The following is a 24,980-nucleotide window of genomic DNA, read 5'->3' on the forward strand; positions in this document are numbered from 1 at the left end:
GTTTTACGGTTGCTTGAATGAGCACGCCGTCGGCAGGTCGTGCGGCAATCGCGACATGCCCCGGGCGTTACGGCGTGTCAGCCCGCAATGGCCGACACGCCGCAGGACCTCGGCGTGCTCGACCGCGCGTTAGAAGCGCACCGCCAGCTTGAACATGCCCGACTGCTGCCGGTTGCCGCCGCCAAACTGTGCGTCGTACGCAACGCCCGCGGTGGTGTTGCGGGCGATGGCGATTTCGGCGCCCAGGCCCAGCACGGCCGCGTTCTGCGCTATCGGTGCACCGCTGACCGAGAACGTGCTGCCGCCGTCGAAGGCCAGGTCCTGCCGGGGCTTGACGTCGCCCATGGCATGGCGCCAGCCCAGCGACGCGGTGAGGCGGCCGGGTGCGCGGTTGGACTCGAATTCCCAGGCGCCGCGCAGGCCCAGCGTGGTGGTGGTCACGTCGTCGGTGCTGCCCGATCCGCGCAGGGCGGCCGATCCACCCGATTCCTGGAAGTCGCGGGTGCGCAGCTGGTTCCAGGCCAGGCCGGCGTAGGGTTCGATGCTGTAGGCGTCGCCCAGCGGCAGCTTGTAGCCCAGTTCGGTGAACACCTGCGTGGACGAGGCGTTGTACGAGGACTTCAACTGCTGGTTCAGGCTGCCCGCCGCGACATTGCGCTTGGTGTCGACGTCATGCCAGGTGTAGGCGGCACCGGCCATGAAGCGGATGTGGCCGGGGCCGACGGGGAAGTTGCGGCCGCCGAACACGGTTGCCGTGTAGCTGTCGACGTTGGTGCGCGCCGAGGTGTCGGCCACGGAGCTGTGGCTGCCGGTGTAGCCGACCGCGCCGCCCAGGCGCCAGCCGCCGCCCACGGCGGCATCGGTGCCCACGAACAGGCCGCCGGCCGACTGGCTGACGCGCGAGGCGTTGCCGTCGCCGCCCAGGCTGCCCCAGTTGCCGAAGACCTGCGCCCAGACCGGGTGCGCGCCGCTTTGCGGCAGGGCGTCGGACGAGGGCGAGCCCAGTTGGGCCGTGGGCGGACCGGCAAACAGGGGCGCGTCGAGGTTGCCGCGCAGATGATCCAGCGGCAAGGTGCGCACGGTGTCGCTCTGGCCTTGCAGCACGCTGGCGGTGCTGGCGTAGGCTTCGCCCGCCAGCTGCTTCAGGGCCGATCGCGCTTCGGTGGGCGTCATGGTCAGCACGGCGGTCGTGACCTGGCTGGCGCCGGTGTTCCTGGGCGAGGTGATGCCGCTGCCGATCACGGGCGAGCCGCTGCCGGTCGAGGAGGTGGCGGGGGTCGACGAGCCATTGCCGGCCGCGCCATTGCCCGTGGCCGAGGAACCATTGCCGGAGGACGACGCCCCGTTGCCATTGCTCGTGGCGGGCGGGTCTTCCTTGTCCAGCGCGTTGCCCACGCTGCTTTCGTTGCCTGAGTTGCCGATGCTGCCGATCGGCACGTCATTGCGCGTCAGCGTCATGAAGGCGTTTTTCGCGTCGTAGCTCAGCGTGGGGGTCAGGAAGGCGTAGTTGCTGGAGGCGCCGGTGAATCGGCCCTGGATGCCGCCGTCGGCCGTCAGGATGTTGTAGGTGGTGCGCGGCGCATAGTTGCCGTCGGGGCCGACGTGGGCCACGGTGCCGTCCAGGTAGGCGATGCCGGTGACGTGGATGCGGTCGCTGGCGCTGCTGGCGGGGTCGGCGTGCACGCGGTAGATCGTGTCCTGGCCGAAGGTCAGGTTGCCGTTGACGGTGAGCGTGCCGATGGGCGAGCCATCGTTGCCCGGCGAGATGACGGCGGTGGGGTACAGCGTGGTGGTGCCGACCTGGCCGACGCCGGCCAGCACGACTTCGCGGCCGATGTCCATGGGGCCGTTCAGCTTGCCATCGATTTCCAGGGCGCCGTCGGCGATCAGGATGGGGCCGGACAGGCCGCTGCTGTCGGCGGTCAGGATCAGCGAGCCGGGGCCGGTCTTGACGAAGCCCTGCGTGCCCTGCAGCGGGTTGTGGATGGTGTCGACGAACTGGCCCGACGCATAGGTGCCGTCGCCCACGACGAGGGCGGGCGGGTTGCCGCCGTTGCCGACCAGGGTGATGGGCGCGCCTTGCACGGTGTAGCGGTCGGTGGCGAACTGGATGCCCGACACGCGAACGGGGCCTGCGCCGCCGTCGACCGTGACCGTGCCGGCCGCGCCGGTGAAGATGGCATAGCCGCCATCGGGCAGGGCGCCTGTGGCATTGGTGGGGCTGTTCCAGTTGCCGCCGGTGGCGCTCCAGGTGCCGTTGCCGCCGCCCGCGCGGGTGGCGGATGCCACGCCGTTGCCGTTCCACAGGTTGGTGGTGCTGGGGCCGAGGATCAGGTTGATCTGCTTGTCGCCGGTCAGCGACTGGATGTTGGCGGCCGGCACGGAATCGCCGGTGACGGTGCCCAGCGTCAGGCCGTTGCCGCTCAAGGTGCCGCCGTACGACAGGATGCGGTAGTAGCCGGCGTTGACCCCCAGGGTATTGACCGAGACGTTCAGCGTCGTGTTGTTCAGCGCGACATTGCCGCCGACCGTGATGTTGTCGCCGGTGCCGGGCTGGGTGATGGGCAGGCCGGCATAACCGGTTTCGAAGTCGAACACGGCATTGTTCATCGACAGGTCGCCCTTGACGACCAGGTTGCCGTTGGACACGCCGGTGGGCGTGCCGACCGGATAACCCGGGGCCACGCGCGAATTGCCCGAGACATCGAGATTGCCGTTGACCGTGCCAAAGCCGGACACGGTGGCGTTCGACACGGCATTGACGTTGCCGTTGAGGGTGACGCCGGCGCCGCCGCCATTGCCGCCGACGACCAGCGTGCCGCCATTGACGTCAACGCCGCCGGGGAAGTTGGCCGAGCCGTCGAATACCTGGGTATTGCCGGGTGCCACCGTCAGGTCGGCGGCCAGGGCGCCGCCGCAGTAGGTCGTGCTGAGCGCGAGCGTCGCGGTCAGCCATTTGTTTTTGCCAGAGGTCAAAACTGGAGTCCTTTGTATTTCGATTGATAATCTCGCCCGGGCATTTTTCGCCGATGTAACGAAGTTGCTGCATAACGAAACAAAATGCTCTGGCGCTGCGAGGAATCGAAAAAAGGACGGAATTTATACTAATTTTTTTGCAATACAAAGTAGGGGTGTTTGGATACCATCCGTATTATTAAGGGTCGGGTTGTGGATACCAACCGATTGATTTTAAACAGGGTTTTAGATACCGTCCGCATTATCAAAATGGCGTGAATTGATACATTTAATCGTATAAAAAACGGGGCGGGATGAGGGGCGATGGATGTGGTGATGGTGCTGTGATGCTTATTATTGATTCTCTGGTTGTTGGATATTCCAGGAATTAATTATTAAGCGCTTTTTATGTCATTAATAATAAAACACTGCATTATTGAAAATAATGAGCGGCATCCACAAGCGCAAGTGGCTGCCCATGGGCAGCCACCAAGCGATTCAGGCGTGAACGCCAGGCGATTCGGCGTTCAGTGCCTACGGATTCACCAGCACCGGCTTGTCTCGATACGCCGCCGGAAAGGTCTTGGCCAGGTTTTCCACCTTGGGCACGTCATTGACCATGATGTACATGCTGTAGGGGTGGCGCACCAGATAGTCCTGGTGGTAGCCCTCGGCCGGGTAGAAGCCCTTCAGCGGTTCCACCGTGGTCGCCAGCGTCTTGGGATACACGCCCGCCTTGTCCAGCTGCGCGATGTAGGCTTCGGCCACCTTGCGCTGGCTGTCGTTGGTGGGGAAGACGGTGGACCGATACTGCGTGCCGCTGTCTGGCCCCTGGCGGTTCAGCTGGGTGGGGTCGTGCGCCACCGAGAAATAGATCTGCAGCAGCTGGCCGTAGCTGACCTGCTTGGGGTCATAGGTGATTTCGACGGATTCGGCATGACCGCTGCGTCCGCCGCTGACCGTGTCGTAGTCGGCCGTGGACGCCTGGCCGCCGGCGTAGCCGGACACCGCGGACGTCACGCCCTTGACGTGCTGGAACACGGCCTGCACGCCCCAGAAGCAGCCGCCGGCGATGACGGCTTTTTCCTGGGCGGCGGTGGCCGGCTCGTCGACGGCGGGGGGCGGGATGATGAAGGCGCGCTCGGCGGCGCCTGCTGCGTGGGCGGCGAACAGGCCGGCGGTGGCGACCAAGGCGGCGCAAAGGACGCGGGGGCGGATAGGCATGATGCGGATTCCTGTACAGAAAAGACGCGGGCCGGAGTCAGGCCTGCGGGGTGAAGCTCATGGCCACGCCGTTCATGCAATAGCGTAGACCGGTGGGGCGGGGGCCATCATCGAAGACATGCCCCAGGTGGCCGCCGCAGTTGCTGCAGTTGACGGCCGTGCGGGTCATGCCGAAGCTGCGGTCTTGCAGCGTGGCCACGGCATGGTCCAGGGGCTGCCAGAAGCTGGGCCAGCCGGTGCCGCTGTCGAACTTGGTGGTGGACGAAAACAGCTTCTGGGCGCAGCCGGCGCAGGCAAAGGTGCCGGCGCGGTGCTCGTTGTTCAGCGGGCTGGTGTAGGGCCGTTCGGTGCCCTCGCGGCGCAGCACGTCGTATTGCGCCGAGGTCAGCTTGGCGCGCCATTCGGCGTCGGTGAGCGTGTAGGGGTAGGCCTGCGCTTGCGCCGCGCGTGCGCGGTTGGCGCCCAGCAAAGGCGCCAGGCCGGCGGCTGCGGCAACGGCGCCGCCTGCGCTGAGAAAATGCCTGCGTGTCAGTCTCATGATGGGCTCCGTGTGTGGGGTGTTGGGCGGGCCGGCGGCCGGGGCGCCCGGATGGGCCGGCCCCCGTCCTCACTTGCTCATGGAATCCTTGCCCATGGAATCCTTGCTCATGCCGCCTTTGGACATGCCGTCCTTGGACATCGAGTCTTTGGACATGGAATCCTTCGACATCCCGTCCTTGCCCATGGAATCCTTCTTCATGCCGTCGTGCGACATGCCGTCCTTGCTCATGCTGCCCTTGGACATGCCGTCCTTGGCCATGCCGTCTTTCGCCATGCCATCCTTGGACATGCTGCTGGCGGGTGCGCCGTCCTTGGACATCGAATCCTTGCTCATGCTGTCGGCGGCATGGGCCGCGACGGCGCCGAAGGCGAGGCAGACGGCAAACGCGGCGGTGGTGAGTTGCTTCATGATGAGTTCCTTTGGTGTGTCGTTGAGTGAAAACGCGAAAGCGCAAAAAACCACCTAGCTGCCGCCGAACCAGTTGTAGCCCTGGTCCTCCCAGTAACCGCCCGGGTAGGTGTTGGTGACGAAGATCGCCTGGATGTGCTTGGGGTTCTTGTAGCCAAGCTTGGTGGGCATCCGCAGCTTCATGGGAAAGCCGTACTCCGGCGGCAGGGTCTTGCCGTCGTACGTCAGCGCCAGGATGGTCTGCGGGTGCAACGCGGTGGGCATGTCGATGCTGGTGTAGTAGTCGTCGGCGCACTTGAAGCCGACGTACTTGGCCGTCAGGTCGGCCCCGACACGCTTGAGAAAGGTGGAAAACGGCACGCCGCCCCATTTGCCGATGGCGCTCCAGCCTTCGACGCAGATGTGGCGCGTGACCTGGTCGATCTGGGCCATGGCGCGCAATTCCTCCAGGCGCCAGCGGCGCTTGTCGGCGACCATGCCGGTGACTTCCAGCCGGAAGCTGTCTTCGTCCACGTGCCGCACCTCGTCGATGCCGTAGTAGGCATTGAACGGAAACGGCCGGGTGATCATGGATTCGGGGTAGGTGGGGGCGAGCTTGTTGGGGTCGAAGATCCAGCCCTGCACGCGGTCGTTGAAGCGCGACACGCTGGTCAGGGCCTTTTCGACGTTCTCGTCATCGGACAGCGAGCAGCCGGACAGCATGGCCAGGCCGCCCAGGGTCAGGCTGCGGCGCAGGAAGGCGCGGCGCGACGGCGCCTCGACCCGCTTGTCCAGGATCTTGACGGCTTCTTTGAGGGTGGCGGGGCCGTCCAGGCCCAGCAGTGACAGGCGTCGTTTTGCGCTCACGCGAGGCTCCTTATTTGCCGCGGATCATGGCGATGAGGCTGCGCGGCACCAGGGCCACCATGGCCAGGTGAACCGCCACGAAAGCCACCAGCAGCGCCATGGCGAAGAAATGGATGCGGCGCGCGAATTCATAGCCGCCGAACAGCGCGCGCAGGGTGTCGAACTGCACCGACTTCCACAGCACCAGTCCGGACAGGATCAAGACGGTGATGTCGGCGATGACGAACAGATAGGCCAGCCGCTGCACCTGGTTGTAGTGGCGCGGGTCGGCATGCGAGAGCTTGCCGCGCAGGGCGGCGCCCAGGTCGGCCAGTACGCCGCGCGGTCCGACGGGGAAGAATTTGCGGGCCAGGCGGCCGGTGGTCAGGTTCAGGCCCAGGTACAGCAGGCCATTGGCCAGCAGCAGCCACATGCCGGCAAAATGCCATTGCAGGGCGCCGCCCAGCCAGCCGCCCAGGGTGATGCCGTTGGGAAAGGCAAAATCGAAGAACGGCGCGGCGTTGTAGATGCGCCAGCCGCTGGTGACCATGATGACGACGGCCAGGGCATTGAGCCAATGGGTGATGCGCAGCCAGCCGGGATGGATCGGGGCGGCGCCGCCTGCCGGGCGGGTCGGGCCTGCCGCAGCGGGGGCCGGGGCCAGCGGGGCCGACCGGCCGTGGGCAGGCGCCGCCTGGGCGGTCAGCCCGGGGGGCAGGGCGGCGGGGGGGCGGTCACGGGTGGCGGCCATGGGGGGCTCCTTGGGGAGGCGGTTCGTTGTCGTTGGAGCCATTCTTCCCCGGCGCCGATATCCAAGTCCTCACGCAAACTTAAAATAAATGTGATAACTGGCCGCCACGGATTGGCGACAATAGCGGTGCCCCCGCAAGCGTTCACGCCTGCGGTTGACGTTTTTGCGGCCCCCCGCCGTGCCACCCACCCGAGCCCGCCTATGGATACGCCCCGCCGCGTCCTGATCGTCGAAGACGACGCCCACATTGCCGAACTGCTGCGCCTGCACCTGCGCGACGAGGGCTATGCCGTCGAGCACGCCGCCGATGGCAACGAGGGCATGCGCCGGCTGGAAGAAGGCGACTGGGATGCGCTGGTGCTGGATCTGATGCTGCCGGGCATCGACGGCCTGGAAATCTGCAAGCGCGCCCGGGCGATGGCGCGCTATACGCCCATCATCATCACCAGCGCGCGGTCCAGCGAGGTGCACCGCATCCTGGGGCTGGAACTGGGCGCCGACGACTACCTGGCCAAACCGTTTTCGATGCTGGAACTGGTGGCGCGGGTGCGGGCGCTGCTGCGCCGCACCGACGCGCTGGAACGCAACGCCCGCATCGACGCCGGCAGCCTGCGCCAGCACGGCGTGGCCATCGATCCCATTGCACGCACGGCATCGGTGGACGATCGCCGCCTGGAGCTGACCCCGCGTGAATTCGACCTGCTGCACTTCTTTGCCCGTCATCCGGACAAGGTGTTTTCGCGGCTGGATCTGCTGAACCAGGTGTGGGGCTACCAGCACGAAGGCTACGAGCACACCGTGAACACGCACATCAACCGGCTGCGCACCAAGATCGAGACCGACCCGTCCAATCCGCAGCGCATCCTGACGGTCTGGGGACGCGGCTACAAATTCGCGGCCGGGCCCGCGCCGCAACCGGAATCCGCCTCATGAAACGCCTGACCCTGACCCAGCGCCTGTCCGGCGTGTTCGCCTTGCTGCTGCTGGCCTGCTGCGGCGCGTCGGCCTGGTTCCAGATTTCGGCCAACGTGCGCTACGAACAGGAAGTGGTGCAGCGGCTGTCCAGCGGGCTGGCGCAGCATATCGCCGGCACCAACGAATTGATGGACGCCAATGGCTGGAAGCCCGACGCGGTGCGTTCGCTCTTCGGCATGCTGATGGCCGTGAACCCGTCGGTCGAGGTGTACCTGCTGTCCAACGACGGTCGCATCGTGGGCGACGCGGCGCCGCCGGGGCAGATCAAGCGCGACCGGGTGGACCTGGCGCCGGTGCGGCGCTTCCTGGCGGGCGAGGCGTTGCCCATCGAAGGCGACGATCCGCGCCACCTGGGCACCGCCAAGGTGTTTTCGGCCGCGCCGGTGCGGGTGGCGGGGCAGGACAAGGGCTACGTGTACGTGGTGCTGCAAGGCCAGGCGCACGATGCGCTGGCCATGGCGGTGTCGCGCAGCTCGGTGCTGCGCACGACCCTGTGGTCGATTGCGCTGGTGGCCCTGCTGGGGCTGGTGGCGGGCCTGGCGGCGTTCGGGCTGATCACCCGGCCCTTGCGCGGCCTGACGCGGGCCGTGCGGGATTTCGACGGCGACGACGGCCGGGCGCTGGCGGCGCTGGAAAAGCCCGCGGACGCCACGGACACCAGCGGCGACGAGATTTCCCTGCTGCGTCGCAGTTTCGTGCAGATGGGCCGCCGCATTTCAGAACAATGGCGCGAACTGACGCGGCAGGACCAGCAGCGGCGCGACCTGGTGGCCAATATCTCGCACGACCTGCGCACGCCGCTGACGTCGCTGCACGGCTACCTGGAAACGCTGCGCATGAAGGACGACACGCTGGATGCGTCCGAACGCCGCCGCTACCTGGACATCGCGCTGGCGCAAAGCCGCAAGGTGGGCCGGCTGGCGCAGGAGCTGTTCGAACTGGCGCGGCTGGAATCCGGTTTGGTGCGGCTGGAACCCGAGACCTTTTCGCTGCCCGAACTGGCTCAGGACGTGATCCAGAAATTCGAACTGGCCGCCGAGGCGCGCCAGCAACGGCTGACCACGGCGATCGCGCATGAACTGCCGCCGGTGCGGGCCGACCTGGGCATGATCGAGCGCGTGCTGACCAACCTGCTGGACAACGCCATCCGCCATAGCGCACCGGGCGGCAATATCGAACTGAGCCTGGGGCAGGCGCGAGAGGGCGTGCAGGTGCGGGTCAGCGACACCGGCGCCGGCATTCCCGAGGCGCTGCGCGCCGGCCTGTTCACCCGCGCATCCGTGCTGGCCAACGGCCCGCGCGACAGTGGCGGGCTGGGGCTGGTGATCGTGCACCGCATCCTGCAGCTGCACCACAGCGATATCCGGCTGGTGGAACGGGCCGAGCCGGGCGCCATGTTTGAATTCAACCTGCCGGCGGCGCGCTAGGGACAGCGTGCAGGCGCCGCACCACGCCTTGCGTGGCATCCACGCCCAATAGCTCGCCCGTTGCCGCCTGCTGCAGGATGCCCTGCACGTTGACCAGGGCCGGCACGCCGAACTCGCGCGCAACGATGGCGCCGTGCGACAGGTAGCCGCCGGCTTCCATCACCACGGCGCCGGCGCGCAGGAACAGCGGGGTCCAGGCGGGGTCGGTGGATGGCGCGATCAGGATGGCGCCCGCGGGCATGGCCAGCGCCTGCGCCGGATCGTGGGCGATGAAGGCCGGGCCTTGCGCCCGACCGGCGGATACCGGGGTGCCGCGCCACGTGTCGGCGTCCGCGGGCGCGGCGGCGTTGCGCGCGGCCATGCCGGCGGCCAGGGTTGCCTGTGCTGCCGACGTGTTTTCATATTCGACGATCACGTCGATGTCCGGCGTCCCGGCCCACCGTTGCAATTGGGCGCGCCGGTCCGCCGCGCGCCGTTCGGCGTGGACGGGCGCCAGGCGGCCGTCGGCCAGCGCGAACACTTCCTCGGCGGTCAGGTGAAAGATGTCGTCCGCAGCGGCCATCAGCCGTGCACCCAGTTCCCGCGCACTGCGCCGCGCCGCCGCCAGGTAGGCCACCAGCACGCTGCGCGCGGCTTCGCGCTGGGCGCCTTCGATCCGGGCGGCCGCCAGCAGCCTGGCGGCCAGCGGCCGCTGCCACCACGGCAAGACCGCGCGCACCTGGCGCCAGGCATCCCGTGCCCCCTGTTCCTGGCGGGCACGCAGGGCGTCGGGATCGGTGCCGATCAGGTTCAGCACGCTGTCCAGGACGTAGCCGGGCGCCTCGCGCCAGCGCGGGTTGCGCATATAGGTTTCGTACACGGCGCGGTGCCCGTAGCGCGCCAGGAAATCCGCCAACGCGCGGCGAAACGCGCTGTCCGGCGGCAACTGGTCGGCCCAGGCGGCGCTGTCGCGTTCAGGCGCACGCAGCCAGGCCAGCGCCTGCGGTTCACGCGATGCCAATTGCGCGAGCGCCATCAAGGCATAGCTTTGCGCCGCGGTCACGCTGGGCTCGCCGCCGGCCATCAGCGCGGCGGTCAAGGCGTGGCCTGCGCCGGGGCGGGCCCGTTCCACGATGTCGAGCAGCTTGGACAGCGCACCGCCGCCCGAGCCTTGCAGGAAAAACAGGTCGTCGGCCGCGGCCACGGTCAGGAACTGTTCGCGCAGGCGCGCGCCCAGTGCGGCCGGGGTGGCCGGCAGCGCCTCGTATAGCCAGGCCTGGGCGCGCGCGAACTGGCGCGGCAGATCGTCTTGGGCGCGGCGGCGCAGCGGCGCGGCCCGGCGCAGATAGCGCAGCAGGCGCAGGCCATGGTTCAGCCGTTGCAGCAGGGTGGGGCGCGGCACCTGGATATCGGGCTGCGGGCCGCCCAGCATGGCGTTCATGGCGTGCGGCGCAATGCCCAGCGCGTCGTGGCCGACCCACTGGATGACGGAGGCATCCAGGTAGGCGCGGCCCTGGAACATCGCCACCATCCGCACGCCGGGCAGCGTGGGGTAGCCGCTGAGCTCGAATCCGCAGGTCAGCATGCGTTGCGCCATGACCCGGCCGCCATCCCATTCCAGCGCGGACATGGGCTGCGGCAGCACCTCGCGGGTGTTGCCGCGCGACCAGTATGACGGCTGCGATTGCAGGCCGGGATAGGTGTGGCGTGCCAGGGCGGTGACGGGGCGCGCCTGCACGATCCAGAAGCGGCTGCCGTCCCAGGCCCATTCCAGATCGTAGGGCGCGGCGGAGTAATCCAGTGCGCGCGCGGCGTCGCGCACGAGCGCCGCCAAGGTGTCGATCTGCGTGGCCGTCAGCACGGCGCGGGCGGCGTGTTCGGCGGCCTGGTCCACCAGTTGCGTGCCGCCGCCTTCGAGGGGGCGCGTGGTTCGGCACTTGGCGCCGAGGCGCGCGTCCATCAGCGACCACGTCAGCGTCAATGCATCTGCGCGCAGCCGGTATTCGTCGCCGTCCGCCTGGCCGGCGACCAGCGATTCGCCCAGGCCCCAGTTGCCGTGGATCACCATGTGGTCGTGGCGCCCCGTGAGCGGATCGCAGGTGAAGGCGATGCCCGACGCGGTGGCGTCGACCAGCGGCATGACGACCACCGCCATGGCCCGGTCGTCATGGCTCAGGCCCAGCCGCTGACGGTAGGCATCGGCCTGCGGCGTCCAGGCCGAGTCCCAGATGCGTTGCAACGCCTCGATGGCGGCCTGTACGCCCCGCACGTTCAGGCAGGACAGGTGGATGCCGGCGAAGGACGCCGCGCCGCCGTCTTCCTGCGGGGCGGACGAACGCAGGGCCAGGGGGGTGTCGAGCCAGCCGTGTGCGTGCAGGGCGTCGCGCAGCGCCCGGGCGACGTCGGCCGGCACGGGTTGGCCGTGTCGATGGGCGGCGCCGGCCTGGGCCGACAGCACAAACCCGGGCGGCACCGGCACGCCCAGTTCGGCCATGCGCGCCAATTGCCAACCCTTGCCGCCGGCGATGGCGGGGCCGGCCTGGCGGGCGGCCGCCCAATCCAGGACCTCGGCGCCTTCCGGGGCCGCGGGGGCCGCCGAGGTGGCTGCGGGGGTGGGGCCGGGCACGCGATCGGGCGACGGGCCGGCGGGCGTTTGCGATGTCATGGCGCGTTTCCGGGGGCGGCGGCGCCTTGCACGAACAGCGATGTCAGGGCGTCGAATTCCTTGCGCAAGCTGGCGCCGGGCAGGTCCAGCCACCGCAGCAGGGCGCCCAGGTGCAGGAACTGCAGCTGGTGGGCCAGGCGTTCGGTGGACAGGTCCGCGCGCAATTGGCCGGCGGCCTGGGCTTGCGCGATCAGCCCTTCGAATAGCGCCTGCATGCCGCTGCGTGGCGATTTGTCGGTGTCGTGATCCGCTCGCAGGGTCGACAGCCGGTACCGCAGGTAGGGGCCCAGATAGGCGCGGTTAGATTCCGACCAATGCGCCGACGCGTGCAGCACGCGCTTGAGCCGTTTCGCGAAGTCGGGCTGGGCGCGCAGGGCGGGCAGCAGATCGGCTGCGCTCGCGGCCAGTTCGGCATGAAAGCGATGCGCCAGCAGCGCTTCCTTGACCGGAAAGTGGTTGTACAGCGTGCCCTTGGACACGTCGGCCTGGGCCGCGATCTGTTCCATGGTGACCGCGTCGTAGCCCAGCGTTTCGAACAGGCGATAGGCGGTCTGGGCCAGATGGTCCAGCGTGTGCTGGCGCTTGCGTTCGCGCAGGCCGGGGGCGGCGGGGGTGGCGGCGGGCATGGTCGGTAAGTTATTGAACGACGAATAATATTGTACGTCGTTCAATAATTTTTGAAAGCCCCAGGCGCCGTACCCCGGCGCCCGCCAACCGTCATGCTGCCGCGGGCATCCGGCCGTTCAGCAAGTAATCCATCAATTCCCGCACGCTGCGCATCGCATCGCCGAACGGCAGCCTGGACGCACCGCGAAAGAACAGGCCGCGGCTGACTTCGCCGCGCATGGCGGCGGCCAGCTTCAGGTCGATGCAGAACTGGCCGAAGCGCGAGATGCCGTCGCGTATGCCGCACTGCGTCAGGCAGTCCATGCGCTGGCTGCACCGGCGCGGGTCGCAGCGGGCGCCGGCCTGCAGCGTCTTTTCCTGGCGCAGGTAGCGGGTCAACCACGGCGTGGCGACGGCGCGGGCCGGCAGGCCGGCCACGCTGGTGAATTCGGCCAGCTTTGTCGGGTCGGCCTGCATCAGCACGCGCTTGAAGTTCTCGTGCGCGTCGCCTTCCTGCGTCACCGCAAAGGCCGTGCCGACCTGCACCGCATCGGCGCCGTTGGCCAGCCAGTGGCGCACCTGCTCGTGGCTGCCCACGCCGCCGGCCACGATCAGGCGCGGGGCGTCGCTGCCCAGTTGCAGGTCATGGAACAGCTGATGGCATTCGCCCAGCACGCGCTTGAATTCGAAGCGCTCGTCGTGGATGTCGTCCAGGCGCGCGGCGCCCAGGTGGCCGCCCGCGTAGCCGGGGTGTTCGATGACGACGGCGTCGGCCATGCGGCCCTTTTTCATCCATTTCTTCAGCACGGCGGCCACGCCGCGCGCTTCGGACAGGATCGGCACCAGCGCCACCTTGGGGTAGTCGGCGGTCATGTCGGGCAGGTCCAGCGGCAGGCCGGCGCCCATGACGATGGCCTGGGCGCCGCTTTCGCAGGCCTGGCGCACCAGGGCGGGGTGGTCGCGCACGGCTTTCATCACGTTCACCGCCACCAGCCCGCGGCCTTGTGCCGTGTCCAGCGCGGCGCGCACTTCGCGGTGCAGGGCCACGCGGTTGGCGCTGTCGATGCGCTCGCGGTCACGGCAGTGTTCGGTCTGCTCGACCAGGTCGGGGTGGTGATGGCGCAAATCCACGCTGGCGATGGTGCCGACCGCATTCTGGCTGGCGACCGCGCCGGCCAGGCGATGGGCGGATACGCCCACGCCCATGCCGCCCTGGACAATGGGCAGCAACTCGCGGCCGGCAAGGGTGAGAGATTTGAACCACGTCATGAATTCGCCTTTCTTAGGAACAGTGGTTCCGAGGCTAGAGCAAGGCGTGGCGCTGCGCTTTGCGCGGGATCAAGCGGGTGGGGGAAACGGCAGGGAGGGCGGCAGGGTTATTCGGGGACGCCGGCCGCCGGGCGGGGCCGGGGCGCAAGCGCCCCGACCGGACCCGCGCGTTACGCCACCAGCTTGACCAGCGCCGGCACCGTCAGCACGGCGGTGTAGTAGCCCATGAACTGCACGCCGGTATTGAAGCCGAACAGGCGCGACAAGAGGCCGCCGAACAGGCCCATGGTCAGGATCACCAGCAGGCCCAGGAACTGGCCTTCCCAGACGCTGATGACGATGATCAGGCCGACGAAGGTGGCAATGATGGCCTCGTGGCTGACCTTGCGCGACACGAACAGCGCGGCGCGGCGCGCGAAGTTCATGGCGAACGGGTACGACACCACGGCCGCCAGCAACACCGCCAGCATGCCGTAGCCCAGGAATTCCCAGTGGTTCAGCAGGTTGTGCAGGTTGTGGGTTTCGCCGGTGGCCGCATCCACCGTGAAGCGGGGCGGGGCGTTGAACAGCGGCGCGGCGGGGCCGGCAGCCACCGGGCTGAGCGGCAGGCCGAAGGCGATCAGCGGAATCAGGGCCTCGGCGATGTAGGTCGCCTCGGTAACGCCGTTGCGCGCGCTGAGCACCGTGGTCAGGCGGTGGTAGGCATGCTTGATGCGCGAGCCGACCAGTTCGCCCAGCACCACGGTCATGGCGACCGGGCTGAACACGAAGGTGGCGCTGGAGATCGTGGCGGTGGCCAGCGTCCAGCGGGTCTGGATGCGGTCCATGACCTTGAGCGGGTTCGGAAAATAACCCGACCAGCCCTTAACGTCCGGCGCCAGCGAGAACGTGCGCACCTTGTCGCGCATCATCTTCGCGCGGCCCTGCGGCGCGATCACGGTGAACAGGTCGGCGATCAACGGGCCGATGGCAATGCCCAGGAAATAGCTGATGCTGAGCTTGACGCCGTACTTGGCCGTCAGGCTTTGCAGCGCCACGATCACCACCACGAAGGGCACCAGCAGCGCCACCGCGGCCCAGCGGCCGGCCGAGAAGTAGGCGATCAGCACGGCCGCGGCCAGGAAGATCCACGGTGCCGACTTGGTGATGGCGCCGCCGAACGGCGCCAGCAGCACGGCAAACAGCACCGCCAGCGGCACGGCCACGAAGGCCGCGACGATGGCGCCGGACAGCATCTTGCGCAGCGCGATGTGCGGCACGCCCAGCTTGCGCAGCATGTTGGCGTCCTGCAGCAGTGGCGTGGCCAGCGTGTCGCCGGGGATGCCCAGCAGCGCGGTCGGCACGGCATGGGTCATGTGCTTGGCGACGGCGCCGGCCAGGAAGAACGTGAAGACGCCGGCGGGCGGCACGCCCAGCAGCACGACCAGCAGCGTCAGCGGGGCCAGCGTGGTGGTCTCGTCGGTGCCGGACACCAGGCCGATGGCGGCGAACACCACGGCGCCCAGCAGGCCCATGGCCGCGGCCACCATGATTTGTTCAAGCAGCGCGGGATCGCTCATGCCAGCACCTCTTTGGCGGCGCCTTGCGGCAGGTTGACGGCGGCGGGCGCGGGGGGCGGCGCGGCAAACAGTTCGTACAGGTCCAGTTCCTTCAGTTCCTGCACGACGGCGGGCGGCAGGTCCGCCAGCGTGCCCAGGCCGCCAGGTTGCGCGGCCAGTTCGGCCAGCACTTCGGCACGCCAGGCGGGATCGTGCGAGGCGCTGTGCTCGACCACTTCACGCTTGGGCGGGAACAGGCGTGCGCAGATCACGCCGGCCAGCACGCAGCCGGCCAGGCCTGCCAGCATGGCGTAGGCGTGGGCCAGTTCGGGCGAGGCCACGCGGGTGCGCAGCCAGCTGCTGGCGGTGTAAAAGCCCGCCACGCTGACGCCGATGCCGATGACGATCGCCCAGGCCAGGTGGCGCAGGTCGACCGTGTCGTTCCATACTTCGGCCAGGCGTCCGGCGGACGCCTTGCTGTCTCTATCCATGTCTGTCTCCTTGATGGATGGGCGGCCGCCAGGTCTGGCGCGCCGCCTCTGTTCTTGTGCGGCCGGCGGTGGGCCGCCGGCCGATGCCAGCCCCTAGGCCGGTTTACGCAGTTCCTCCAGCAGTGCCACGGCGCGGTCGGTGCGTACGTCGTGTTCCGCGGCCATGCGTTTGGCGATGGCGTCGATTTCGGCGCCGACGGCGCCTGCCGTCAGCGCGATGTTGCGCGCGTGCAGCGCCATGTGGCCGCGCTGGATGCCTTCGGTGGCCAGGGCGCGCAGCGCGCCCAGGTTCTGCGCCAGGCCGACGGCCACGGCAATCTCGCCCAGTTCCTGGGCCGAGCGTACCGCCAGGATCTTGAGCGCGATGCGCGCCAGCGGATGCGTCTTGGTGGCGCCGCCCACCAGGCCGACCGGCATCGGCATTTCCAGCGTGCCGACCAGGGCGCCCGAGGCATCCTTTTCCCAGTGCGTCAGCGACGTGTAGCGGCCGTCGCGGCAGGCGTAGGCGTGGGCGCCGGCTTCGACGGCGCGCCAGTCGTTGCCGGTGGCGACGATGACCGGGTCGATGCCGTTCATGATGCCCTTGTTGTGCGTGGCGGCGCGGTAGGGGTCGATGGCGGCGAAGGTGTAGGCGTCCAGCACGCCTTCGATGATCTCGGCGCCGCTGCGTTCCTTGGTGTCCAGCACGTCGGGCGTCAGGCGCACGCGGGCCCGCGACAGGCGCAGGTCGGCCAGGTTGGACAGGATGCGCAGGCGCACCGAGCCGCCGGTGATTTCCTCGACCAGCGGGGCCACGGCTTCGGCCATGGTGTTGACGGTGTTGGCGCCCATGGCATCGCGCACGTCCACGATCAGGTGCAGCACGATCATGGGGCCGCGCGGCGTGTCGGCGAACACGTGCACGTCAATGTCCTGGCAGCCGCCGCCCAGGCCGATCAGCACCTTGTCGCGGCTGTTGGCCAGCGTCACGATGCGCTCGCGTTCGCGCAGCAGCGCCAGGCGCGCGCCGTGCGGGTCGGTCAGGCCCAGCACCTGCACCTGGGCGCGCATCAGCGGCCGGGTGCTGGACGTTTCGAAGCCGCCGCCGCTGCGCGCCAGCTTGGCCATGAACGAGGCGGCCGCGACCACCGACGGCTCTTCCACCGCCATGGGCACCAGCACGTCGCGGCCGTTGATCTGGAAGTTGCCGGCCACGCCCAGCGGCAGCTCGAACGCGCCGATGACGTTTTCGATCATGCCGTCGGCGCGGTCCAGGCCCAGCGCGCCGGGTTCGGCCAGCAACTGGCGTTCTTCCGGCGTCAGGTCGGCGGCATCGGCGATGGCCGACAGGCGTTGGGCGGGGGTGAGGGCGCGGAAGTTCGGCAGGCGTGAATCGGCCACCATGGCATGTCTCCATATAAGAATCAGGTGGCCAGATTCTAGGTAAACTGTACCGGCATTCAGAGGTACAGTTTGGACGAACAGTACCATTGCACTGCACCAATTTTGGCCTGCTCCCGACTGGAATCCCACCCCGTGGACGACGACAATCCCTTGGGCCGCGCCCCGCGCGCCGCACCCATCGCCGACAGCCTGGCCCGCCTGATCGGACGCCAGATCGCCGACGGCGTCTACCGTCCGGGCGACAAACTGCCGTCGCTGCGCGAGCTGGCGCAATTGCATCGCTACGCCAAGAACACGGTGGTGGTGGCGTTTGAAATGCTGGTGGCGCGCGGGCTGGTCGAGCCACGCCGCGGGTCCGGCTTCTACGTGCTGGACACGGGCCCGGCGCAACGCGCGGCCGACGAAGAACCGGGCCAGCTCAGCCGCGCCATGGACATCGTCTGGCTGATGCGCGAACAACTGAAGACGCAGCCCGACGCCATCGCCGCGGGCGACGGCTTTCCGCCGGTGGAATGGCTGGCCGACATGCGCATGGACCGCTACCACCAGAAGGTGGTGCGCACGGGGCTGGGTACCTTGTTCCGTTACGGCAGCCGCTTCGGCTATGCGCCGCTGCGCGAAAGCCTGGTGCGCAAGCTGGGCGACGTGGGCATCAGCGCGGCGCCGTCGCAACTGGTGCTGACCCATGGCGCCAACGAAGCCATGGACCTGGTGATCCGCTACTTCCTGCCGCCGGGCGCGGCGGCGCTGGTGGACGACCCGGGCTACTACCCGCTGTTCGGCAAGCTCAAGCTGGCGGGCGTGCGCATGCTGGGCGTGCCGCGCCTGGCCGACGGCCCCGACCTGGCCGTACTGGAAGCCTTGCTGCAACGCGAGAAGCCGCGCCTGTTCTTCACCCAGTCGCTGGCGCATAACCCCACCGGGTCCGATATCTCGCCGGCCAAGGCCTACAAGCTGCTGCAACTGGCCGAACGCCACAACCTGGTCGTGGTCGAGAACGACCCCCTGGCCGACTTCAAGCCGACGTCGGCGGTGCGCATGTCGGCGCTGGACCAGCTGGAGCGCACGGTCTACATCGGCAGCTTTTCGAAGTCGTTTTCGGCGGCGTTGCGGGTGGGCTTCATCGCCTGCGGCGCGGCGCTGGCCAGCGACCTGGCCGACCTGAAGGCGCTGGTGCACGTCAGCAGTTCGGAATATTGCGAACGCATGGTGGATGTGATGCTGCGCGACGGCCATTACGAACGCCACCTGGTGCGGCTGCGCCAGCGCCTGGAAGCCGCCACCCGCAATGCGCTGCACGTGCTGGATGCGCTGGGGGCCGACGTGTACGTGCGGCCCACCCGTTCGCTGTATCTGTGGTCGGCGTTTCCCGGCGTGGAAAATTCACTGACGCTGGCGCAGGACCTGATGCCGGAAAAAGTCATCATGGCGCCGGGCCGCGTCTTCAGCGTGGACCCGACGGCGGTGTCGCCGTGGTCGCGCTGCAACGTGGGCGCGGTGGTATCGCCGCGCTTCCAGACGGCGCTGGCGGCGCGGCTGGGCCAGTCCGGCCGGCGCCGTGTTCAGCGATAGGCGAACGGTTCGAACAGGCCCTGCAGCGTGGCCTGCGCGGGGGCGGTCAGGTGCCAGGCCGGCGCGGCGTCGGCGCTGGACCGCGCGCTTTGCACCGCAAAGCGTTTCACGCCGCGGCGCGCCAGTTCGCGGGCCAGGGCCAGCAGGCGGGTTTCGCTCAGCCAGTCCGGATGCCAGGTGATGCGGCATTCGAAATCCATGCCGGCCGTCAGCAATTGCGTCAGGCAGGCCTGGGCGGGGCGTTGCGAGTCGCGCCGGCCGGTGATGTCGTCATAGCCCTGCGCATCGGCCTTGATGTCCAGGCCCACCCAGTCCAGGTAACGCATGACATCGGCCAGGCGTAGCGGATAGATGCCGGCGGTGTGCAGGCCGATGCGAAAGCCCATGCGGCGCACTTCGCGGATCATCGAGGGCAGGCGCGGTTCGCTCAGCGGTTCGCCGCCGGAGAACACCACCGCGTCCAGCAAGCCCTGGCGGGTGTCCAGGAAGGCGCGCACGTCGCGCCAGTCATAGCGCGCGGCGCGGGTCTGCAATTCGGGGTTGTGGCAGTAGTGACAGCGCCAGGGGCAGCCGGCAATGAAGACCACGGCGGCCAGCGTGCCGGGCCAGTCCACGGTGGAAAACGGCGTCAGGCCGCCCACCGCCGGGCAATGGCGCGGCAGCGGCTGCGCCACCGGACGCGGCGGCGCGGCCCGGACTACGCGCAGCGCCTGGCGGCGCGCAGCCGGGGCGGCCGGGCGGCCGCCGGGCGCGTCAGGCACGCCGTTCGACGAAGAAGCGGCGTTCATGGAATTCGCCCTGTTTGCCGGTGTTGAAGGAAGAGACGGGGCGGTGATAGCCCATGACGCGGGTCCAGACTTCGCAACGCACCCGCTGGCTGTCGTCCAGGGGCAGGGCCTGCGGGGCGGTGGTTTCAGGAGAGATCAAGGTTTGCATGGCAGGTTCCTTGGTGTAGGGCCGGGCGGGGATCGTCCGGTGAAAAAATTCAAGCGGGCGCGCAGCACGCCGTCTGTTTGGCTTGCAATTCGGCATCGCACTTCGGGCAGAACTCGTGGTGCCCGGCCAGGTAGCCATGGTTGGGGCAGATCGAGAACGTGGGCGTGACGGTGATGTAGGGCAGCCGGAAGTTCGACAGCGCGCGCCGCACCAGCGCCTTGCAGGCCTCGGCCGACGACACGGCCTCGTTCATGTACAGGTGCAGCACGGTGCCGCCGGTGTACTTGCCTTGCAGCGCTTCCTGCAGCGACAGCGCTTCGAACGGGTCGTCGGTGTGGCCCACGGGCAGTTGGCTGGAATTGGTGTAGTAGGGCTGGGCCGCGGTGCCGGCCTGCAGGATGTCGGGCCAGCGCTTTCTGTCTTCGCGGGCGAAGCGGTAGGTGGTGCCTTCGGCCGGCGTGGCCTCCAGGTTGTAGAGGTGGCCGGTTTCTTCCTGGAACTGCGTCATGCGCTGGCGCACCCGGTCCAGGAGGCGCACGGCCAGCGCGTGGCCGGCGGGCGTGGTGACGTCGTCGGTGTCGCCGCTGAAGTTGCGGATCATCTCGTTGATGCCGTTCACCCCCAGCGTGCTGAAGTGGTTGCGCAGCGTGCCCAGGTAACGCCGGGTGTAGGGATACAGGCCCTGGTCGATATAGCGCTGCACCACTTTGCGCTTGGTTTCGAGCACGTCGCGGCCCAGCCCCAGCAGGTGGTCCAGGCGCGCCATCAGCGCGGCCTCGTCGCCTTTGCAGGTATGCCCCAGGCGGGCGCAGTTCACCGTCACCACCCCGACCGAGCCGGTCTGCTCGGCCGACCCGAACAGGCCGTTGCCGCGCTTGAGCAGCTCGCGCAGGTCCAGCTGCAACCGGCAGCACATGGATCGCACCATGTGCGGTTCCAGGTCGGAATTGAGGAAGTTCTGGAAGTAAGGCAGCCCGTAGCGCGCCGTCATCTCGAACAGGCGCGTGGTGTTGGGGTGGTCCCAGTCGAAGTCGGGCGTGATGTTGTAGGTGGGAATGGGGAAGGTGAAGACGCGTCCCTTGGCGTCGCCGGCCATCATCACGTCGATGTAGGCGCGGTTGATCATGTCCATTTCGACTTGCAGATCGCCGTAGGCAAAGGGCATTTCCTCGCCGCCCACGTAGGGAATCTGGTCCTTCAGGTCGGCCGGGCAGGTCCAGTCGAAGGTCAGGTTGGTGAAGGGCGTCTGCGTGCCCCAGCGGCTGGGCACGTTCAGGTTGTAGATCAGTTCCTGCATGGCCTGCTTGACCTCGGCATAGGTCATCGCGTCGCGGCGGATGAAGGGCGCCATGTAGGTGTCGAACGAACTGAACGCCTGGGCGCCGGCCCATTCGTTCTGCAACGTGCCCAGGAAGTTCACGATCTGGCCGATGGCGGCCGACATGTGGCGCGGCGGCGTGGATTCGACCTTGCCGGGAATGCCGTTGAAGCCTTCGGTCAGCAACTGGCGCAGCGACCAGCCGGCGCAATAGCCGCTGAGCATGTCCAGGTCGTGGATGTGGAGGTCGCCTTCGCGGTGGGCGCGGCCGGCCTCGGGGGTGAAGACGTTGGACAGCCAGTAGTTGGCGGTGACCTTGCCGGCCACGTTCAGGATCAGTCCGCCCAGGCTGTAGCCCTGGTTGGCGTTGGCGTTGACGCGCCAGTCGCGCTGTTCCAGGTATTCCTCCATGGCGCTTTCCACGTCCACCAGCGTGTGGCGCAGCGCGCGCAGGCGGGCGTGCTGTTCGCGGTACACGATGTAGGCGCGGGCGGTGCGCCAGTAGCCGGCGCGCACCAGGGTTTCTTCGACCTGGTTCTGGATGGTCTCCACGCCCGGGCAGACATTGCCGTCGGCGGCCAGCGCGTCGATCACGGCGGCGGTCAGCGCCAAGGCGATGTCGGCGTCCAGTTCGCCCGTGCTGCGGCCGGCGGCGGCGATGGCCGCGGCGATCTTGGCGTGGTCGAATTCCACGACCCGGCCGTCGCGCTTGAGGATGTGTTCGAGTTGCATCGCTGGCACCATATGTTGTGGGGTGAGAAAACTCTACCACCACCTATGGTGCTCAATGCGACTTGGCCGCGCTGTTTGTCGGCCGGGTTTGATGCGGGTCAAATGGCGCCGGGCGGCCCCGCGCCGGCGCAATTGGACGGCGTCAGCCTAGAACCCGAAGCTGATGCCCGCGAGGGAAATCACCACCGCCAACGCCGCGGTGCCCATCGCCGGGCGCGGCGCCCACGACAGCATGCCGACCCAGAGCAGCGCGCCGGCCGACAGCCAGCCCAGCCAGGCCACCACGCCCACGGTGTTGCCCCACAGGCCCACGCAGGGCAGCAGCGCCAGCAGCAGCAGCAGGATGCCGGCGCCGCGCAGCACGCGGGTGTGGCCGGCCTTGGGGTCGCGGCCCCAGACCTGATCGTAGTGGCGCGGCATGGCAAGGCTGAGGCAGGCCATGCCGGAATAGGTCAAGAGCAGCGCCATGGCGATGCCGAATGCGTCGTTCAGATTCATGCTGCGGCTTCCTGTTGCGCGCGGGTCTTGCGCGGCGGGGGCGCCGACAAGGGGCTGTTGCGCAATCGTATCGCAGCCCAGCCGGCGGCCAGGCCCGTGGCCATGGCGGTGAGTTCGACGCCGGCGCTTTCCCAGTCGCCGCGGCCGATCTGCGCCAGCGGATGATCGCCCAGCGTCACCAGCGACAGCACGGGCAGCAGCAGGCACAGCGCTGCCAACAGACCCAGTTGCCCGATCCAGGCGCGCCGCGGCGTGCACAGCCAGGCATGCGCCAACGTCAGCGCCCACACGATGAAGAACACGCGCACTTCCCAGCCCGCGCGCTGCGGCAGCGACACAGGCAAGAGGCGGTTGGCCCACAGATAGGCGATGCAGGCGATGGCCAGCCCCGCCAATGCCGCCACGTTCAGGCCTTCGATCAGGCGGTAGACGCGCGCGGTGGCGGCGCCGAATTCGTTGCCCATTTTGGCGCGGCGCTTGACCATGAACAGCACGGCGCCCGTGCCCATCATGGCGGCGCCGGCCAGGCCGCACAGGAAGTACAGCCACTTCATGGCCGCGCCGCCGAACTTGACCATGTGCAGGTCGGACATGACCTGGCGGGTCAGCGACGCGCTGCCGCCATGCACGCCGCCGGGCGGGCGCATGCGCAGCACTTCACCGGTCGCGCCGGAAAACTCCACCATGCCCGTGGTGTTGCTGATCGAGCGGTAGGTGTCGGCGTCTTCGTTCCAGCCATACACGCCGATGCGCATGGCGCCGTCTTCGGGGTTGTTGATGACGATGGCGCGGGCGCTCTGGCCGATCATCTGCTCGGCGCGGGCGACCAGCGGCTCCAGGGCCGGCATGGCCAGGGGCGTGCCGGTGGGCGCGGGTTTGTCTTCGCCCATCAGCTCGGCCAGGTACTGGCGCGACGCTTGCGTGCCGGACCCATAGGCCGCCACCATCGGCGCGGGCATCAGCGTCACGCTCGAGATGACGATGCCGGTGTAGACGATCATGAACTGGAATGGCAGCGTCAGCACCGCGGTCGCGTTGTGGGCGTCCAGCCACGAACGCTGGCCTTTCTTGACGCGGAAGGTGAAGAAGTCCTTGAAGATGCGCTTGTGCGTGACCACGCCGGACACCATCGCCACCAGCATCGCCATGGCCGCGAAGGCCACGATCCACAGACCGACGGGATCGGTGTGCAGGGTGTAGTGGAAGTCGACGAAGTGCGTGCCGCCGATCGTGGCGCGGGCGGCGCCGTGGGAATCCTCGGCGAGTGCCTGGCCCGTGTCGGGATCCAGCTCGGCGTCGGCGTATTGGCCGTTCTTGTCGAACCAATAGGCCACCAGGCCATTGTCGTGAAAGCGGTCGACCGGCCAGATCTCCCACATGCCGGCGCCCGCGTGGTGGCGCGACATGTATTGCACGGCCAGTTCCAGCCGGCGTTCACGGTTGACGGGGGCGGGCGTCTGCTGCGCGTCCCGGGCTTCGGCGGCGTGATGCTCGGGTGTCATCCAATGCGTGATGGCCTCGGAAAACACCGCCAGCGTGCCGGTCAGGAAGACCGCGAACAGCAGCCAGGAAAACCACAGGCCGACCCAGGTGTGCAGCCAGGCCATGGATAAGCGGAAACCGGATTTCAGAACGAGCCTCTTTATTGTCGACGCGGCCACAGACGGGGCGCGGGGCATTTTATTGAGAATGGTTCCGATTCTAGTCTAAATGGGGTCGGAGTGGGGCGGGCCGCAGCGATGTGCGGCCCGGTTTTCCTGGCAGGGATACACCGGCCAAAGGCCGGCGGCGTCGCGAGAAGCGCGGTCTGTCAGGGGATGGCGGCGTCAAGCCCGCGGGGTGACGAAACCGCCTGCCCAGGCCTCAGTCCAGCTTGATATCGGCGCGCCGACCCACTTCGCCAAACGTGCGCAGTTCGTCTTCCATGCGGGCCTTGAAGGCCGGGCCGGGCAGGTATACGGGTTCAAGCGCCAGATCGGTGATCGCGCCGCGCACCTGCGGGTCCTGCATGATGTCGGACACGGCGGCGTTCAGCGTATCCAGCACCGGGGCGGGCGTGCGGGCCGGCGCCACCAGGCCGTACCAGCCCACCATCGACACGCTGGGCAGGCCGCTTTCGATGAAGGTGGGCACGTCGGGCAATTGCGGCACGCGGTGCTCGCCGGTGACGGCCAGGGCGCGCACCTTGCCGGCCTTGACCTGCGGCGCGGCGGACGACACCGTATCCACGCCCAACGCGATCTCGCCGCCGATGAGCGCGGTGATGAACTGTGCGCTGCCCTTGTAGGGCACCGGCGTCATCTTGGCGCCGGCGGCTTCGGCGAACATTTCGCCCACCAGGTGCGGCGCGGATCCCGGGCCGAAGGTGCCGTACATCAGGCCGCCGCTGGCGCTCTGGCGACGGGCCAGTTCGGCGGCTTCCTGGGCGGTGTGGGCCGCCACGCTGTTCTGCACCAGCAGCACCACGGGCGCCAGGGCCACGATGGCGATGTGTTCGAAGCTGCTGCGAGGGTCGTAGGGCAGCGAAGGTTTCAGCGCCGGCAATACCGTGTACGTGGTGCTGCCCGACAGCAGCAGCGTGTAGCCGTCGGGCTGGGCCCGCGCCACGGCGTCGGCGCCGATGACGGTCGAGGCGCCCGGGCGGTTTTCGACGATGACGGCCTGGCCGAGCTTGCCCGACAGTTTGTTGGCCAGCAGGCGGGCCACGGCGTCGGTGGCGCCGCCGGGCGTGAAGGGCACGACCAGCTTGATGGCCTGTTCGGGATAGGCGGCGCGGGCGTCGTGGGTCCAGGTGGTGGCAAGCAGGGTCGCCGCGAGCAGGGCGGCGGCGGACAGGCGGTTCAGCGTAGGGGCAGTCATGGACGGGTCGAAGATCGTGGGGAAATCG

The 24,980-nt window shown here is 68.4% G+C and carries 21 protein-coding genes; 3 read left to right on the top strand and 18 right to left on the bottom strand.

What is annotated here, in order from left to right; translation table 11 throughout:
* Positions 1-129: 129 nt before the first annotated feature.
* The 6 genes from AC6LJ2_RS23530 to AC6LJ2_RS23555 form a co-directional block, all read right to left on the bottom strand.
* On the bottom strand, positions 130-2,976 hold the full coding sequence (locus AC6LJ2_RS23530) for an autotransporter family protein (RefSeq protein WP_498152291.1): 2,847 nt from the start codon (positions 2,974-2,976) through the stop codon (positions 130-132).
* Positions 2,977-3,489: 513 nt separating this feature from the next.
* Positions 3,490-4,179 carry a peptide-methionine (S)-S-oxide reductase MsrA gene (msrA, locus tag AC6LJ2_RS23535; protein WP_498152292.1) on the bottom strand — a complete coding sequence of 230 codons (690 nt, stop codon included), beginning with the start codon at positions 4,177-4,179 and terminating at the stop codon, positions 3,490-3,492.
* Between the two features lie 37 nt (positions 4,180-4,216).
* The gene (msrB, locus tag AC6LJ2_RS23540) at positions 4,217-4,717 is read right to left on the bottom strand and encodes a peptide-methionine (R)-S-oxide reductase MsrB (RefSeq protein ID WP_498152293.1); all 501 of its coding nucleotides are present in this window, start codon (positions 4,715-4,717) and stop codon (positions 4,217-4,219) included.
* A 69-nt stretch (positions 4,718-4,786) separates the two neighbouring features.
* Positions 4,787-5,128 carry a pentapeptide MXKDX repeat protein gene (locus AC6LJ2_RS23545; RefSeq protein WP_025137702.1) on the bottom strand — a complete coding sequence of 114 codons (342 nt, stop codon included), beginning with the start codon at positions 5,126-5,128 and terminating at the stop codon, positions 4,787-4,789.
* Between the two features lie 54 nt (positions 5,129-5,182).
* The gene (locus AC6LJ2_RS23550) at positions 5,183-5,974 is read right to left on the bottom strand and encodes a molybdopterin-binding protein (RefSeq protein WP_498152294.1); all 792 of its coding nucleotides are present in this window, start codon (positions 5,972-5,974) and stop codon (positions 5,183-5,185) included.
* A 10-nt stretch (positions 5,975-5,984) separates the two neighbouring features.
* Entirely contained in the window at positions 5,985-6,704 is a 720-nt protein-coding gene (locus AC6LJ2_RS23555; protein ID WP_445658877.1) for a cytochrome b/b6 domain-containing protein, read from the bottom strand.
* A 201-nt stretch (positions 6,705-6,905) separates the two neighbouring features.
* Between AC6LJ2_RS23555 and AC6LJ2_RS23560 the strand changes: the two genes are divergently transcribed.
* Together AC6LJ2_RS23560 and AC6LJ2_RS23565 are read left to right on the top strand one after the other, a co-directional pair.
* The gene (locus AC6LJ2_RS23560) at positions 6,906-7,637 is read left to right on the top strand and encodes a response regulator transcription factor (protein ID WP_445658878.1); all 732 of its coding nucleotides are present in this window, start codon (positions 6,906-6,908) and stop codon (positions 7,635-7,637) included.
* Positions 7,634-9,106 (top strand): sensor histidine kinase, encoded by a 1,473-nt coding sequence (locus AC6LJ2_RS23565; protein WP_498152295.1) that lies wholly within the window; start codon positions 7,634-7,636, stop codon positions 9,104-9,106. Before AC6LJ2_RS23560 ends, AC6LJ2_RS23565 begins: the two co-directional genes overlap by 4 nt.
* Here AC6LJ2_RS23565 and AC6LJ2_RS23570 read toward each other — a convergent pair.
* The 6 genes from AC6LJ2_RS23570 to AC6LJ2_RS23595 all read right to left on the bottom strand — a co-directional run bounded on the left by AC6LJ2_RS23570 (position 9,084) and on the right by AC6LJ2_RS23595 (position 17,037).
* Positions 9,084-11,750, bottom strand: a complete 2,667-nt coding sequence (locus AC6LJ2_RS23570) for a PEP/pyruvate-binding domain-containing protein (RefSeq protein WP_498152296.1) — start codon at positions 11,748-11,750, stop codon at positions 9,084-9,086. The two genes, AC6LJ2_RS23565 and AC6LJ2_RS23570, sit on opposite strands and share 23 nt — an antisense overlap.
* Positions 11,747-12,376 (bottom strand): TetR/AcrR family transcriptional regulator, encoded by a 630-nt coding sequence (locus tag AC6LJ2_RS23575; RefSeq protein WP_498152297.1) that lies wholly within the window; start codon positions 12,374-12,376, stop codon positions 11,747-11,749. The genes AC6LJ2_RS23570 and AC6LJ2_RS23575 overlap by 4 nt, the downstream gene beginning before the upstream one ends.
* A 91-nt stretch (positions 12,377-12,467) precedes the next feature.
* The gene (locus tag AC6LJ2_RS23580) at positions 12,468-13,625 is read right to left on the bottom strand and encodes an NAD(P)H-dependent flavin oxidoreductase (protein ID WP_263912611.1); all 1,158 of its coding nucleotides are present in this window, start codon (positions 13,623-13,625) and stop codon (positions 12,468-12,470) included.
* A gap of 170 nt (positions 13,626-13,795) precedes the next feature.
* Positions 13,796-15,184: a tripartite tricarboxylate transporter permease gene (locus AC6LJ2_RS23585; protein ID WP_498152298.1), complete on the bottom strand. Its 1,389-nt coding sequence runs from the start codon at positions 15,182-15,184 to the stop codon at positions 13,796-13,798.
* Positions 15,181-15,654 carry a hypothetical protein gene (locus AC6LJ2_RS23590; RefSeq protein ID WP_263912613.1) on the bottom strand — a complete coding sequence of 158 codons (474 nt, stop codon included), beginning with the start codon at positions 15,652-15,654 and terminating at the stop codon, positions 15,181-15,183. The genes AC6LJ2_RS23585 and AC6LJ2_RS23590 overlap by 4 nt, the downstream gene beginning before the upstream one ends.
* 93 nt (positions 15,655-15,747) lie before the next feature.
* A complete protein-coding gene (locus AC6LJ2_RS23595; RefSeq protein WP_445658882.1) occupies positions 15,748-17,037 on the bottom strand; it encodes a hydroxymethylglutaryl-CoA reductase, degradative in 1,290 nt (429 codons plus the stop codon).
* Between the two features lie 132 nt (positions 17,038-17,169).
* Here AC6LJ2_RS23595 and AC6LJ2_RS23600 point away from each other — a divergent pair, with 132 nt between their 5' ends.
* Entirely contained in the window at positions 17,170-18,609 is a 1,440-nt protein-coding gene (locus tag AC6LJ2_RS23600; RefSeq protein WP_263912615.1) for an aminotransferase-like domain-containing protein, read from the top strand.
* On the opposite strand, the gene AC6LJ2_RS23605 is transcribed toward AC6LJ2_RS23600, so the two are convergent.
* From AC6LJ2_RS23605 to AC6LJ2_RS23630, 6 genes are all read right to left on the bottom strand, one after another.
* A complete protein-coding gene (locus AC6LJ2_RS23605) occupies positions 18,600-19,397 on the bottom strand; it encodes an anaerobic ribonucleoside-triphosphate reductase activating protein (protein WP_498152299.1) in 798 nt (265 codons plus the stop codon). The two genes, AC6LJ2_RS23600 and AC6LJ2_RS23605, sit on opposite strands and share 10 nt — an antisense overlap.
* Positions 19,363-19,545, bottom strand: coding sequence for an anaerobic ribonucleoside-triphosphate reductase (nrdD, locus tag AC6LJ2_RS23610; protein WP_263912617.1), 183 nt, complete (start codon positions 19,543-19,545; stop codon positions 19,363-19,365). Before nrdD ends, AC6LJ2_RS23605 begins: the two co-directional genes overlap by 35 nt.
* A gap of 49 nt (positions 19,546-19,594) precedes the next feature.
* Positions 19,595-21,595, bottom strand: a complete 2,001-nt coding sequence (locus tag AC6LJ2_RS23615; RefSeq protein WP_498152300.1) for a ribonucleoside triphosphate reductase — start codon at positions 21,593-21,595, stop codon at positions 19,595-19,597.
* A gap of 147 nt (positions 21,596-21,742) precedes the next feature.
* A complete protein-coding gene (locus AC6LJ2_RS23620) occupies positions 21,743-22,093 on the bottom strand; it encodes a DUF3325 domain-containing protein (RefSeq protein WP_263912619.1) in 351 nt (116 codons plus the stop codon).
* On the bottom strand, positions 22,090-23,700 hold the full coding sequence (locus tag AC6LJ2_RS23625; protein ID WP_498152301.1) for a PepSY-associated TM helix domain-containing protein: 1,611 nt from the start codon (positions 23,698-23,700) through the stop codon (positions 22,090-22,092). The genes AC6LJ2_RS23620 and AC6LJ2_RS23625 overlap by 4 nt, the downstream gene beginning before the upstream one ends.
* A gap of 256 nt (positions 23,701-23,956) precedes the next feature.
* Complete coding sequence (locus AC6LJ2_RS23630) at positions 23,957-24,952, bottom strand: Bug family tripartite tricarboxylate transporter substrate binding protein (RefSeq protein ID WP_498152302.1); 996 nt, start codon at positions 24,950-24,952, stop codon at positions 23,957-23,959.
* Between the last annotated feature and the right edge of the window lie 28 nt (positions 24,953-24,980).

This window comes from Achromobacter sp. 1014246743 (assembly GCF_059760725.1).